Source organism: Stutzerimonas balearica DSM 6083 (assembly GCF_000818015.1).
Classification (GTDB): domain Bacteria; phylum Pseudomonadota; class Gammaproteobacteria; order Pseudomonadales; family Pseudomonadaceae; genus Stutzerimonas; species Stutzerimonas balearica.
Window position 1 is genome coordinate 1,460,007 of the sequence record NZ_CP007511.1, and the last position, 12,680, is coordinate 1,472,686.

Sequence of the window (12,680 nt, forward strand, 5' to 3'; positions counted from 1 at the left end):
CGCGTTACATCGCGGCCTCGACCTGCCCGGGGCCGGTCACGCGGGCTCTGACTATACGCCCCGAGCGAAGATTCTTCACGCGGATCTGCTCGCCGGGCGCTCCGTCGGTTAACGCCTCGCCTGGCATACGCACATTGACCGATTGATTCCCGGCCGAGATAACGACCTGGTCGCCCCTGCGTATTACCTCGGCCAGCTCCAGCATTGCCGGCGTCAGCACCTGGCCTGGCTGCACGATGCGGGTGAGTTTGGTCCCTGCGACTTGCGCTGGGGTCGTCAGGTAACCCTGGGTGAGCAGAGAGATGTCGCGTTCCGCCTCATTGATATCGCTATCGCCAAGTGCCGCGCCGCGTTGGAGGGCCTTATTGGTAACCAGGACCTTGCGGTACAGCTTGACCTGGGCAGGGACGAACACTGACCAGGGAGAGCTACCGCTACAGCTGACTCTCAAGGTCACGCGGCCCACTGGCTGATCGGGGCTTTCCAATTGTGCGCTAAGGGGGGCGTCGCAATAGGCCAGGCGCAGGCGCGGGTCGAGACGGCTGAAGTGAATCTCCCGCCGGCCGTCGATGGCGCTACGCTGTAAATAATTGTCCACTGCTTGCTCAAGAAAGCTGCGGGCGGCGTCGATAAGTTGATCAGGATGAGTCATGGCTTCGGCGTGCGCGCCGTTGCTTGCGGTCAATAGCAGGACCAGCCAGGCGAGTATTTGCTTACGCCTGGAGGTTAGATGTCGAGAAATAGTCATTCGCCTGTTCATGCCGTGTTGGTTGCAAAGTACATGCCCGCGTGGCGAACGTCGTTCATTTGATCAGAGAGGTCACTGGCATGGCCGGTGTTTTGGATTCGGTTAATCAGCGCACTCAGCTGGTGGGGCAAAACCGGCTCGAATTGCTGCTGTTTCGCCTGGACGGCGCGCAGCTCTATGGAATCAACGTGTTCAAAGTCAAGGAAGTGCTGCCTTGTCCCAAATTGACCCATATGCCGCAGTCAGCACCCGTCATCCGCGGTGTGGCTTCGATTCGGGGTAGCACGCTGCCAATCCTCGATCTTGCATTGGCAACCGGCAAGTCCAGCCTTAAGGATGCCGGCAACAGCTTCGCCATCATTACCGAATACAACAATCGTACGCTCGGCTTCCTGGTGCGGTCCGTGGAGCGCATCGTCAACATGAACTGGGAAAAGATTCTTCCGCCTCCCAAAGGCGCCGGCCGCGACCATTACCTGACGGCTGTGACCCATATTGATGGTAGCCTCGTCGAAATCATCGATGTCGAGAAGGTGCTGGCGGAGGCAACGCCTGGATCCGATTCGATGCCGATGCCCGAGGTAGACTCCGACGTGCAGTCCAAGGCCGTTTCGTGCCGGGTATTGATCGTCGATGACTCTTCCGTCGCTCGCAAGCAGGTGACACGCTGTCTGCAGAACATCGGCGTGGAAGTGGTCTCCTTGAACGATGGTCGCGAGGCGCTGACTTACCTGAAGCGCATGGCTGACGAGGGGCGGGCTCCGGCAGATGAGTTTCTGATGCTGATCTCTGACATCGAAATGCCCGAGATGGACGGTTATACGCTGACCACCGAAATCCGCCGCGATCCACGCATGCAGAACATGCACGTACTGCTGCATACTTCGCTCTCCGGTGTCTTCAACCAGAACATGGTCAAGCGTGTTGGCGCAAACGACTTTCTGGCAAAGTTTCAGCCCGATGATCTCGCCGGGCGCGTCGTGGAACGAATCAGGCAGGCAGATGCAAACTGAGGCTGGGTCCTCGCATTCGACAGTGAGGCAATTTGGTGTCAGTTGATCAGGATTTCGAGCAGTTCCGAACGTTTCTGGAAAAGACCTGTGGGATTCTGCTTGGCAGCAACAAGCAGTATCTGGTCTCCAGTCGGCTCAACAAGCTCATGGAGCAGCAGGGTATCAAGAGCCTTGGTGAGTTGGTTCGAAAGATCCAGGCGACTCCGCGCTCGGGCTTGAAGGAGCAGGTGGTCGATGCCATGACGACCAACGAGACGCTCTGGTTTCGCGATACCTACCCCTTCGAAGTGCTCAAGAATCGTGTTTTCCCTGAGTTGGTGAAGTCAGGTGTCGGTCAGCGTCTGCGGATCTGGTCAGCCGCGTGTTCGTCCGGCCAGGAGCCCTATTCCATATCGATGACCGTTGATGAATACGAAAGGGCTGCGCCCAGTCAGCCGAAGCTGGGCGTGCAGATCGTTGCGACCGAGCTGTCGGGGGCTATGCTTGCGGCCAGCAAGGCGGCCGAATACGACACGCTGGCGATCGCGCGCGGGTTGTCGAGTGAGCGGCTCCAGCGCTACTTCGAGCCCAAGGGGCCGGGGCGTTGGGTGGTAAAGCCTGCTGTCCGGGCGCGTGTCGAGTTTCGCGTGCAGAATCTGCTCGACAGCTACGCAGCGCTCGGCAAGTTCGATATCGTCTTTTGTCGCAACGTACTCATCTACTTCTCGGCCGACGTCAAGAAAGACATCCTCAAGCGCATCCACGCCACGCTCAAGCCCGGCGGTTATCTGTTTCTGGGCGCTTCCGAAGCGCTGAATGGTCTGCCCGAGCTGTATCAGATGGTTCAGTGCAGCCCCGGTATCATCTACAAGGCCAAGTGACGGCAAAAAACCGTCACCTCTCGGTCGCTCGGCGGCAAGCAAGGCGGTAATCGCTTGCCGCTTTTGACGCTTCTTCCTACCAACTGAGCAGGCGACCCTTGAATAATCAAGGGCTTGCGCTTGTGGCATGGGCTTTGCTTTTGTCTCGTCAGCGAGTCAATGGAGGCAAGCCGATGAGCATCAGTTTCGACAAGGCTCTGGGCATACACGAGAAAGCCCTGGGGTTCCGTGCGCAGCGCGCAGAGGTCTTGGCCAACAACATCGCCAATGCCGATACGCCGAATTACAAGGCGCGCGACCTCGATTTCAAGACCGTACTTGCGCAGCAGGCTGCCCGCACGCAGGGCGGGTTCGGCGTCGAACGTACCAATGAGCGGCACATCGCCGCTGAAGGTATGGAGTTGGCCGACCCGGCCCTGCGCTTTCGGGTTCCGTCTCAACCTTCGCTGGATCAGAACACCGTCGATATGCAGATCGAGCAGTCCAACTACGCCCAGAATGCGATCGATTTCCAGGCCAGCTTCACCCTGCTCAATAGTAAATTCCGCGGGCTGATGAACGCCCTGCGCGGCGAATAACGGAGCGAACAACCATGTCACTGAGCAGCGTCTTCAACATTGCCGGAACCGGCATGAGCGCCCAGAGCACTCGCCTCAACACGATCTCCAGCAACATCGCCAACGCCGAGACGGTTTCGTCCAGCGTCGATCAGACCTACCGCGCGCGCCATCCAGTGTTCGCCACGATGCTGCAGCAGGCGGGCGGCGACAGCAGCGGTTCGTTGTTCGCCGAGCAGCAGCAGGCAGGCGTTGGCGTTCAGGTGCTCGGTGTTGTTGAAGATCAGGGCGAGCTTCAGGCGCGCTATGAGCCGAATCATCCGGCGGCCGACGACAAGGGCTACGTCTATTACCCGAACGTCAACGTCGTCGAGGAAATGGCAGACATGATTTCGGCAAGCCGGTCGTTTCAGACCAACGCTGAACTGATGAACACCGCCAAAACCATGTTGCAGAAAGTGTTGACCCTTGGTCAGTGATAGCGAGCGAAGACGATGACGACTACCAGTGGCGTGGGTGCCGGCAGCTCGGTGCTGGATCAATACCAGATCGGCAATGACCGCGAGGCCAAGGGCAATGATCTGGGCAAAAACGAGTTTCTCGAGCTGTTGGTTGCGCAGCTGAACAACCAGAATCCACTCGAGCCTCAGGAAAACGGCGAGTTCATCGGCCAGCTGGCTCAGTTCAGCACCGTGGAAGGGGTCGAGAAGCTGAACTCGAGCATGGAAACGATTCTCTCGGGTTATCAGTCATCCCAGGCGCTACAGGCCTCTTCGCTGGTTGGGCGCAAGGTGATCGTGCCGTCCGAGAAAGCGGTGGTCGATACCAGCGAAACCTTCAAGGCGAGCCTGATCCTGCCGACGTCGAGCAGCAACGTGTTCGTCAACGTTTATGACAGCTCCGGAACGCTGGTCAACCGGGTCAACCTCGGCCAGCAGCAGGCCGGCAACGTGTCGTTCATGTGGGACGGCAAGAACGCCAGCGGTGAAGTGGTGCCGCCTGGTACCTATCGCTTCGAGGCGCAAGCGACCTACCAGAATGAAACCAAAGGGCTGTATACCCTGCTGCCCGCAAACGTGGACAGCGTCACCCTCGGACAGAATGGCGGGGAGCTGATGCTCAATCTGGCTGGCGTCGGCAGCGTCGGTCTCTCTCAGGTCCAGATCATCGGTCAATAAGCGCTGCCAGGCTCGGCAGAGGAGCATCACATGTCTTTCAATATCGGCCTCAGCGGCATGCGCGCCGCCAGCAAGGACCTCAACGTCACCGGTAACAACATCGCCAACGCCGGCACCGTCGGCTTCAAGCAGTCGCGGGCGGAGTTCTCCGATGTCTACGCGGCGTCCGTGCTGGGAACCGGCAAGAATCCACAGGGCAGCGGGGTGCTGCTGAGTAACGTTTCGCAGCAGTTCAATCAGGGCAACATCAATTACACGCAGAATGCCCTCGATCTGGCGATCAATGGCAACGGGTTCTTCCAGGTCAGCAACAATGGCGCACTGAGCTATACGCGTGCCGGTTATTTCGGTACCGACCGTGACGGCTTCATCGTCGACAACTTCGGCTACAAGTTGCAGGGCTATCCGGTCGATGGTAGCGGCAACCTGCAAAACGGTGTGATCGGCGACATGCGTGTCCAGACGACCAACCAGGCGCCGAAGGCTACCAGTGCGATCAACACCACCTTCAACCTGAATTCGGCGTTGAGCACGCCGACTACCTGGCAGGCGACCTACGATTCGTACCTGCAGACCAATGCCGCCGATCCGGCTGCACCGACCGCGGCGGAACGGACAGCTGCAGCGGCGGCTGCCGGTGCCACATTCGACCCCACCGACCCGACTACCTACAACAGCTCGACTTCGCTCAACATTTACGATTCTCAGGGCAACGCTCACGTACTGACGCAGTATTTCGTCAAGACAGACGCCAATACCTGGGATATGAAGGTGCTGGTCGACGGTCGCAACCCGGCCGATCCGGCGCAAGAGCCGCCTCAGCCGTACGTAATGGGCTTGACCTTCGATTCCACCGGCAAGCTGACCGGTGTCGATAACGGTGGCTCGACCTTGTTCAGCGTATCGCCTGATCTCAAGGTCACGCTCAACAGCGCTACCGCGGCCGATCCCAATGGCGGCTGGGTGCCAGCCATCAGTAATGGCGGCAATCCTCCGACCTGGACGGCCAACGGTGCGCTGGCCAACCCGGCGGGAATCGTCATGGATTTCAGTCAGGCGACTCAGTTCGCCAGCTCCTTTGCGGTCAATAGCGTTGCCCAGGACGGCTATACCACCGGTGAGCTGGCCGGTCTGGAAATCGACGACACCGGCGTGATCTTCGCGCGCTACACCAACGGCCAGTCAAAGGTGCAGGGGCAGATCGTGCTGGCCAACTTTGCCAACGTGCAGGGCCTGACCCCGGTAGGCAAGACTCAGTGGGTTCAATCCTTCGAGTCGGGTGAGCCGGTTGTGGGTACGCCGCGCTCGGGTACGCTCGGCGCCCTGCAAGCCGGTGCGCTCGAAGACTCGAACGTCGAGCTTTCCGATCAACTGGTCAATCTGATCGTTGCGCAGCGCAACTACCAGGCGAATGCCAAGACCATCGAGACCGAAAGCGCGGTGACCCAGACGATTATCAACCTGCGCTAACGCTAGAGGGTGGCAGTATCACCTTGCCGCCCACGGCAGTATTCCGCCGCTTTACCCGCAGAGGCCCGAAAGGGCCTTTGCCCGTTTTGAATAACTAGCTGATTTAAAAGATAAAAATTAGTTGGTTCTGGCCTGGCATGGGCCTTGCTAAATCTCTATCGACTTCAGCTTGGCGCGTCAAAACCTGCGCCTGGAGAACTCGATGGACAAGATGCTCTATGTGGCCATGACCGGCGCCAGCCAGAACGCACGGGCGCAGCAGGCCCATGCGAACAACCTGGCGAACATCTCGACTACGGGGTTTCGGCGCGATTTCGAGCAGGCACGCTCGATGCAGGTCTTCGGCGACAGTTTTCCGTCGCGCGTGTACGCGATGAGTGAGCGCCCCGGCACGGATTTCACCTCGGGAACCCTGCAGGAAACCGGACGCGATCTGGACGTGGCCGTGGAGGGCGAAGGTTGGCTGGCCGTCCAGGCAGCCGATGGCAGCGAGGCCTATGTGCGCACCGGCAGCCTGAATGTCGATGTCCTGGGCGTGCTGCGCACTGCGGACGGTTTGCCGGTGATGGGTAATGCCGGCCCGATAGCCATTCCCCCGGAAGAGAAGATCGAAATCGGGCATGACGGCACCATCAGCATTCGTGCGCTGGGTGAAGACCCGAATGTGGTGGTCAGCGTCGATCGCTTGAAGCTCGTCAATCCCGACCCGGCGCAGCTTGAGAAGGGCACCGACGGCCTGATCCGCATGAAGAACGGTCAGCCCGTGGAGGCCGATGCGGCCGTTCGGGTGACCTCGGGTTTTCTCGAGTCGAGCAACGTCAATGCGGTTGCCGAAATGACCTCGATGCTGGCGTTGTCTCGCCAGTTCGAACTGCACGTGAAAATGATGCGAACCGCCGAGGAAGATGCGGCGGCCATGTCTCGCGTCCTGCAAATCAGCTAATCAGCGCGTCGCGCCGAGGAGAAAGCACATGCTTCCTGCACTCTGGGTCAGCAAGACCGGCCTGTCCGCTCAGGACATGAACCTGACCACCATCTCCAACAACCTGGCGAACGTCTCGACGACCGGTTTCAAGAAGGACCGAGCGGAGTTTCAGGATCTGCTTTACCAGATCCGTCGCCAACCTGGTGGCCAGTCGACACAGGACAGCGAGTTGCCGTCGGGCCTGCAACTGGGTACCGGTGTGCGCATCACCGGCACGCAGAAGATTTTCACCACCGGCAGCCTGCAGACCACCGAGCAGCCGCTGGACATGGCCATCAATGGCCGTGGTTTCTTTCAGGTCCTGTTGCCCGACGGCACGGTGTCCTACACCCGTGACGGCAGCTTTCATCTGAATGCCGACGGCCAGGTGGTGACTTCCAACGGCTACGCGCTTGAACCGGCGATCGTGGTACCGCCGGAAACCCAGACCTTTACCGTGGGCGAAGACGGGACCGTGTCGGTCACCACCTTCGGCAATCCGCAGCCGCAGATCATTGGCAACCTGCAGACGGCCGACTTCATCAATCCGGCCGGCTTGCAGGCAATGGGCAACAACCTGTTCCTGGAGACCGCTGCCAGTGGCGCGCCGCAAGTCAGCACGCCGGGCCTCAATGGCCTCGGCACGGTGCTGCAGAACACCTTGGAAAATTCGAACGTGAGCGTCGTCGAGGAGTTGGTGAACATGATCACTACGCAGCGCGCCTACGAGATGAATTCCAAGGTGATCTCGACCGCCGACCAGATGTTGTCCTTCGTCACCCAGCAGCTCTGACGGGCGCTGGCCGTTGTAGGCGGGGCATGTCGTTCCGTCGCCGTTTCAATGGCCCTGAAAGGCTTGAGGTACTTATGAGCCGCATGATGTTTGCTTTCTCCCTGGCCTCGGCCTTGACGCTGAGCGGCTGTGTCGCGCCGGCGCCCAAGCCGAACGATCCCTACTACGCACCGGTGTTGCCGCGTACGCCGCTCCCGGCGGCGCAGACCAACGGTGCCATCTACCAGGCGGGCTTCGAAACCAACCTGTATGACGACCGCAAGGCCTTCCGGGTCGGCGACATCATCACCATCACGCTCAACGAGCGTACCCAGGCCAGCAAGAACGCCAGCTCGCAGATTTCGAAGGACAGCAATGCCAACATAGGGCTCGGATCGCTGTTCGGTGGCGCGGTCTCGATGGCCAACCCGCTTACCGGTAACAACATGTCGCTCGGCGCTGAATTCGATGCCACCCGAGAGGCGTCGGGCTCTGGCCAAGCAGGGCAGAGCAACAGCCTCTCTGGCTCGATTACCGTCACGGTCTCCGAGGTGCTGCCCAACGGCATCCTGGCGGTGCGCGGTGAGAAATGGCTGACGCTCAACACCGGCGATGAGTTGGTTCGTATCGCCGGCCTGGTGCGTTCGGACGACATTTCGACTGACAACACCGTGTCTTCCATGCGCGTTGCCGATGCGCGCATCACCTATTCCGGGACCGGCGCGTTCGCCGACGCCAGCCAGCCGGGGTGGTTGAGCCGCTTCTTCGTCAGCCCGCTGTGGCCGTTCTGAGGACCACCGACATGTGTGCAAGACTTCTCGTGCTTCTCGGTCTGCTGTTGGTAGGGGTTTCGGCGCATGCCGAGCGTCTGAAGGATATCGCCAGCATCAGTGGTGTACGAACCAACCAGCTGATTGGCTATGGCCTGGTGGTCGGCCTCAATGGAAGCGGCGACCAGACTACGCAGACGCCCTTTACCGTGCAGACCTTCAACAACATGATGGCCCAGTTCGGCATCAAGGTACCCAATGGCGGCAATGTGCAGCTGAAGAACGTCGCGGCGGTTTCCGTGCACGCTGAGCTCCCGCCATTTGCCAAACCGGGGCAGACGATCGACATCACCGTATCGTCGATCGGCAACGCCAAGAGCCTGCGTGGCGGCAGTCTGCTGATGACGCCGCTCAAGGGTATCGATGGCAATGTCTACGCGGTGGCGCAGGGCAACCTGGTCGTCGGCGGCTTCGATGCCGGTGGCGCCGACGGCTCGCGCATCACGGTCAATGTGCCGTCGGCCGGTCGTATTCCCAGCGGCGCCACTGTCGAGCGCCCGGTGCCGAGCGGCTTCAATCAGGGCAATACGCTGACGCTGAATCTGAATCGTCCCGATTTCACCACCGCAAAAAATATCGTCGACCAGATCAATGAACTGCTTGGCCCGGGCGTGGCCCAGGCGCTCGATGGGGGATCGATCAGCGTGACCGCGCCGCTGGATCCAGGCCAGCGCGTCGATTACCTGTCGATTCTGGAAAATCTGCAGGTCGAGGTTGGCCAGGCCGTGGCCAAGGTGATCATCAATTCCCGTACCGGCACCATTGTGATTGGCCAGAACGTCCGCGTTCAGCCGGCGGCGGTGACACACGGAAGCCTGACGGTGACGATTACCGAGGATCCGCAGGTCAGCCAGCCGGAGCCGCTCTCGGGTGGGCAGACCGTTGTGCTGCCGAACTCCAAGGTCAAGGCCGAGCAGGAGGCCAAACCGATGTTCAAGTTCGGCCCGGGTACCACGCTGGATGACATCGTCCGCGCCGTGAACCAGGTCGGCGCAGCACCGAGCGACCTGATGGCGATTCTTGAGGCGCTCAAGCAGGCCGGTGCGTTGCAGGCCGATCTGATTGTGATCTAAGGGGTTTGGCGGTTATGGATACTCGACTCGGCGCCGGCCGGCGTAGCCTGGACAGCGGAAGCTACAACGATCTCAATCGGCTGAGCCAGCTCAAGGTCGGCAAGGAGCGCGACAGCCAGGAGAACGTCCACAAGGTCGCCCAGGAGTTCGAGTCGCTGTTTCTGAACGAAATGCTCAAGTCGATGCGCTCGGCGACCGATGTACTGGCCAAGGACAGTCCATTCAACAGCCCGGCGGCCAAGCAGTACCAGGAAATGTACGACCAGCAGCTCTCTGTGAGCCTCTCCAAGGAAGGCGGCGGTATCGGTCTGGCCGATGTGCTGGTGCGCCAGTTGAGCAAGCAGACCGCTTCGACCAGTCGGCCCAATCCGTTCGCCCAGGTCGAGCGCACCCAGGCGGCGGCCTGGCCGCAGAATCCGGGGCAGGCAACCGAGTCGTCGCGTGACGATTCTCGCTTGCTCAATCAACGACGGCTGGCGATCCCTGGGCGCCTGGCGGAACGGCCACTCGCCGAAACCCCAGCGGCGACGGCCGCGGTTGTCGGCGATGCCACTCCGCAACCGCTGGTGGACCTCAACTGGAAGCCTGCTACCGCATTCGCCGCTCCCAAGGAGCGCGCGCTGATCGTCAATGGCGTCGAGGCCGGAAAGGGCGTCGCAGCCAGTCGGACCCGTTTCGATTCGCCGCAGGATTTCATCTCTACCATGCTGCCGATGGCCGAAAAGGCCGCCGAGCGCCTGGGCGTCGAACCGCGCTTCCTGGTGGCCCAGGCGGCGCTGGAAACGGGCTGGGGCAAGTCGATGATTCGCCATCGCGACGGCACCGACAGCCACAATTTGTTCGGTATCAAGTCGACCGGCTGGCAGGGCGAGTCGGCGGCCGCCACCACTACCGAGTACGTCAACGGCATGGCCACGCGTCAGGTGGCCGGCTTCCGTGCGTACGACTCCTTCGAGCAGAGCTTCAACGACTACGTGAACCTGCTGCAGAACAATGACCGCTATCGCTCTGCGATCCAGGTGGCCAGCCAGACCGGCGATTCCGAACGTTTCGTCCGCGAATTGCAGAAGGCCGGCTACGCGACCGACCCGCAGTATGCGCGCAAGATCAGTCAGATCGCGCGCAAGATGCAGACCTATCAGACCGTCGCCGATGCAGGATCGGCGCCCGCCATGCGGACCAGAGGCTAATTCATGGCTGATCTACTCAATATTGGCCTGTCGGGCCTATCCGCCAGCAAGACGCAGCTGTCGATCACCGGGCACAACGTGACCAACGTGAATACCCCTGGCTATACGCGTCAGGACGCGACGCAAGCCACGCGTACGCCCCAGTTCAGCGGTGCCGGCTATATCGGTTCGGGTACCTCGCTGGTCGAAGTACGGCGCAGCTATAGCGAGTTCCTGACCGCGCAGTTGCGCAACAGCACCTCCTTGAGCCGGGACGTCGAGGCCTATAAAAGCCAGATCGACCAGCTCGACTCGCTGCTGGCCGGTACCACTACCGGCATCACACCGTCACTCAACAGCTTCTTCTCGGCTCTGCAGACCGCAGCCGAAGACCCTGCCAACATTCCGGCACGTCAGCTGGTGCTCGCCGAGTCCGAAGGGCTGGCGCGCCGCTTCAACACGGTTTACGACCGGCTCTATCAGCAGAACGATTCGCTGAACAAGCAGATGCAGACCGTCACTGACCAGGTCAATCGGCTTGCTGGCAGCATCGGCAGCCTCAATGATGCAATCGCGGTGGCCGCGGCGAACGGCAAGCAGCCCAATGATCTGCTCGACCAGCGCGATGAAGCCGTGCGGCAGCTTTCGCAGTACGTCGGCGTGACGGTCGTTCCGCAGGACGACAGCTCGTTCAACATCTTCGTGGGTAGTGGCCAGCCTTTGGTGGTCGGTGCGACGGTCAACCGCCTGGAGGTTCGCCCCGGCAGCAGCGACCCCACCCGTGCCCAGGTCGACTTCGTCAGTGGCAGTTCGCGGCAGACGGTTACTACGATGCTCAGTGGCGGCGAACTGGGTGGCCTGATCCGCTACCGCGAAGAGGTGCTTGACCCAACCCTGAACTCGCTCGGCCGGCTGGCCCTGAGCGTTGCGGACGAAATGAACGCACAGTTGGGCCAGGGCCTGGACCTGAAGGGCAACGTCGGTGTCGATCTGTTCAAGGACATCAACTCGCCGGATCTGGTCGACAAGCGCAGCTATCCGACGGGCGTGAATGTCAATATCACCGACACCAGCCAGCTAGGCACCAAGGATTACGAAATCGAGATCGTCAGCCTTGATGGCGCGGGCGGTGGGACCTACCGCATTCGAGAAGCGGGTGGCGCCTGGAGCAATGGCGCTTTTGGTGACGACAAGTTCGGCTTCTCTCTTGATCTGGCTGGTGGCAACACGCTCGGCGTCGGCGATCGCGTGCAGATCATGCCGACCCGTCGTGGTGCGGCGGGTATCAGCGTCGAGCTGGACCAGGCAGACCAACTGGCTTTCGCATCGCCTGCACGCGCCGAGGCGGACATACAAAATGCTGGTACTGGCAGCATTACCCAGCCCAGTCTGATTTCCGCGCCGTCTCCGATCGATCGGGATGCACTCAAGGTGGCGTTCACGGCGTTGCCAGCGCTGCAGGCCAACGTAGCGGCCGATGGCAGCTACACGCTGGATCCGGCAGCTCTGCCTGCGGGCTGGAGCTACGTCGATCAAGCGGGCAACCCCACGACCCCGACTCTTCAATCGGGAAGCGGCAATACGCTGCGGCTGGCCTATACAACCGCAGGCGAGACGTACCAGTTCGAGTTTTCCATGAATGGCCGGCCGCAAACCGGTGACAAGTTCGCCCTGACGTTCAACCAGAGTGGCGTGTCCGACAACCGCAACGCGCTGGCACTGGTGGACCTGCAGAACAAGCAGGTGCTAGGCGTAACGGTAGCCGCTGACGGCTCGGTGTCGGGTGCCAGCTTCACCGATGGCTACGGCGAGCTGGTCGAGCGTGTCGGTACGCTGACTGCCCAATCCCGTTTGGACAGCGAAGCCACGGGCGCCATCCTCAAGCAGGCTACGGATAATCGAGATTCGTTATCGGCAGTCAACCTCGACGAAGAGGCCGCCAACCTGATCAAGTTCGAGCAGTACTACAACGCCTCGGCACAGATCATTCAAGTTGCACGTTCTCTGTTCGATACCTTGATCAGCACCTTCCGCTAACAGGCAGCC

At 60.7% G+C, this 12,680-nt stretch carries 13 protein-coding genes; 12 read left to right on the forward strand and 1 reads right to left on the reverse strand.

The window, feature by feature from the left end; all coding sequences use genetic code 11:
* Nucleotides 1-4: 4 nt before the first annotated feature.
* Complete coding sequence (gene flgA / locus CL52_RS06705; protein ID WP_082041975.1) at nucleotides 5-760, reverse strand: flagellar basal body P-ring formation chaperone FlgA; 756 nt, start codon at nucleotides 758-760, stop codon at nucleotides 5-7.
* Nucleotides 761-828: 68 nt separating this feature from the next.
* Between flgA and CL52_RS06710 the strand changes: the two genes are divergently transcribed.
* The 12 genes from CL52_RS06710 to flgK all read left to right on the forward strand — a co-directional run bounded on the left by CL52_RS06710 (nucleotide 829) and on the right by flgK (nucleotide 12,671).
* A complete protein-coding gene (locus CL52_RS06710; RefSeq protein WP_041106258.1) occupies nucleotides 829-1,761 on the forward strand; it encodes a chemotaxis protein CheV in 933 nt (310 codons plus the stop codon).
* Nucleotides 1,762-1,793: 32 nt separating this feature from the next.
* Entirely contained in the window at nucleotides 1,794-2,621 is an 828-nt protein-coding gene (cheR, locus tag CL52_RS06715; RefSeq protein ID WP_043219241.1) for a protein-glutamate O-methyltransferase CheR, read from the forward strand.
* Between the two features lie 173 nt (nucleotides 2,622-2,794).
* Nucleotides 2,795-3,199, forward strand: coding sequence for a flagellar basal body rod protein FlgB (gene flgB / locus CL52_RS06720; protein WP_043219244.1), 405 nt, complete (start codon nucleotides 2,795-2,797; stop codon nucleotides 3,197-3,199).
* 14 nt (nucleotides 3,200-3,213) lie between these two features.
* Entirely contained in the window at nucleotides 3,214-3,657 is a 444-nt protein-coding gene (flgC, locus tag CL52_RS06725) for a flagellar basal body rod protein FlgC (RefSeq protein WP_043219246.1), read from the forward strand.
* 15 nt (nucleotides 3,658-3,672) lie between these two features.
* A complete protein-coding gene (gene flgD, locus CL52_RS06730) occupies nucleotides 3,673-4,356 on the forward strand; it encodes a flagellar hook assembly protein FlgD (protein ID WP_041106251.1) in 684 nt (227 codons plus the stop codon).
* 30 nt (nucleotides 4,357-4,386) lie between these two features.
* The gene (locus tag CL52_RS06735) at nucleotides 4,387-5,826 is read left to right on the forward strand and encodes a flagellar hook protein FlgE (RefSeq protein WP_043219250.1); all 1,440 of its coding nucleotides are present in this window, start codon (nucleotides 4,387-4,389) and stop codon (nucleotides 5,824-5,826) included.
* 202 nt (nucleotides 5,827-6,028) lie between these two features.
* On the forward strand, nucleotides 6,029-6,769 hold the full coding sequence (gene flgF, locus CL52_RS06740; protein ID WP_041106247.1) for a flagellar basal-body rod protein FlgF: 741 nt from the start codon (nucleotides 6,029-6,031) through the stop codon (nucleotides 6,767-6,769).
* 28 nt (nucleotides 6,770-6,797) lie between these two features.
* Nucleotides 6,798-7,583, forward strand: coding sequence for a flagellar basal-body rod protein FlgG (flgG, locus tag CL52_RS06745; RefSeq protein ID WP_041106246.1), 786 nt, complete (start codon nucleotides 6,798-6,800; stop codon nucleotides 7,581-7,583).
* A gap of 74 nt (nucleotides 7,584-7,657) precedes the next feature.
* A complete protein-coding gene (gene flgH / locus CL52_RS06750; protein WP_041106244.1) occupies nucleotides 7,658-8,353 on the forward strand; it encodes a flagellar basal body L-ring protein FlgH in 696 nt (231 codons plus the stop codon).
* An 11-nt stretch (nucleotides 8,354-8,364) separates the two neighbouring features.
* Nucleotides 8,365-9,465, forward strand: a complete 1,101-nt coding sequence (locus CL52_RS06755) for a flagellar basal body P-ring protein FlgI (RefSeq protein ID WP_043219252.1) — start codon at nucleotides 8,365-8,367, stop codon at nucleotides 9,463-9,465.
* A 14-nt stretch (nucleotides 9,466-9,479) separates the two neighbouring features.
* The gene (gene flgJ / locus CL52_RS06760) at nucleotides 9,480-10,655 is read left to right on the forward strand and encodes a flagellar assembly peptidoglycan hydrolase FlgJ (RefSeq protein ID WP_043219255.1); all 1,176 of its coding nucleotides are present in this window, start codon (nucleotides 9,480-9,482) and stop codon (nucleotides 10,653-10,655) included.
* 3 nt (nucleotides 10,656-10,658) lie between these two features.
* Nucleotides 10,659-12,671, forward strand: a complete 2,013-nt coding sequence (flgK, locus tag CL52_RS06765; protein ID WP_043219258.1) for a flagellar hook-associated protein FlgK — start codon at nucleotides 10,659-10,661, stop codon at nucleotides 12,669-12,671.
* Nucleotides 12,672-12,680: the final 9 nt, after the last annotated feature.

Excerpts from the sequence above, each read along its gene's own strand:
- flgA (WP_082041975.1), bottom strand. The coding sequence starts at position 760 with ATGAACAGGCGAATGACTATTTCTCGACATCTAACCTCCAGGCGTAAG.
- CL52_RS06710 (WP_041106258.1), top strand. The coding sequence starts at position 829 with ATGGCCGGTGTTTTGGATTCGGTTAATCAGCGCACTCAGCTGGTGGGG.
- flgB (WP_043219244.1), top strand. The coding sequence starts at position 2,795 with ATGAGCATCAGTTTCGACAAGGCTCTGGGCATACACGAGAAAGCCCTG.
- flgC (WP_043219246.1), top strand. The coding sequence starts at position 3,214 with ATGTCACTGAGCAGCGTCTTCAACATTGCCGGAACCGGCATGAGCGCC.
- flgD (WP_041106251.1), top strand. The coding sequence starts at position 3,673 with ATGACGACTACCAGTGGCGTGGGTGCCGGCAGCTCGGTGCTGGATCAA.
- CL52_RS06735 (WP_043219250.1), top strand. The coding sequence starts at position 4,387 with ATGTCTTTCAATATCGGCCTCAGCGGCATGCGCGCCGCCAGCAAGGAC.
- flgF (WP_041106247.1), top strand. The coding sequence starts at position 6,029 with ATGGACAAGATGCTCTATGTGGCCATGACCGGCGCCAGCCAGAACGCA.
- flgG (WP_041106246.1), top strand. The coding sequence starts at position 6,798 with ATGCTTCCTGCACTCTGGGTCAGCAAGACCGGCCTGTCCGCTCAGGAC.
- flgH (WP_041106244.1), top strand. The coding sequence starts at position 7,658 with ATGAGCCGCATGATGTTTGCTTTCTCCCTGGCCTCGGCCTTGACGCTG.
- CL52_RS06755 (WP_043219252.1), top strand. The coding sequence starts at position 8,365 with ATGTGTGCAAGACTTCTCGTGCTTCTCGGTCTGCTGTTGGTAGGGGTT.
- flgJ (WP_043219255.1), top strand. The coding sequence starts at position 9,480 with ATGGATACTCGACTCGGCGCCGGCCGGCGTAGCCTGGACAGCGGAAGC.
- flgK (WP_043219258.1), top strand. The coding sequence starts at position 10,659 with ATGGCTGATCTACTCAATATTGGCCTGTCGGGCCTATCCGCCAGCAAG.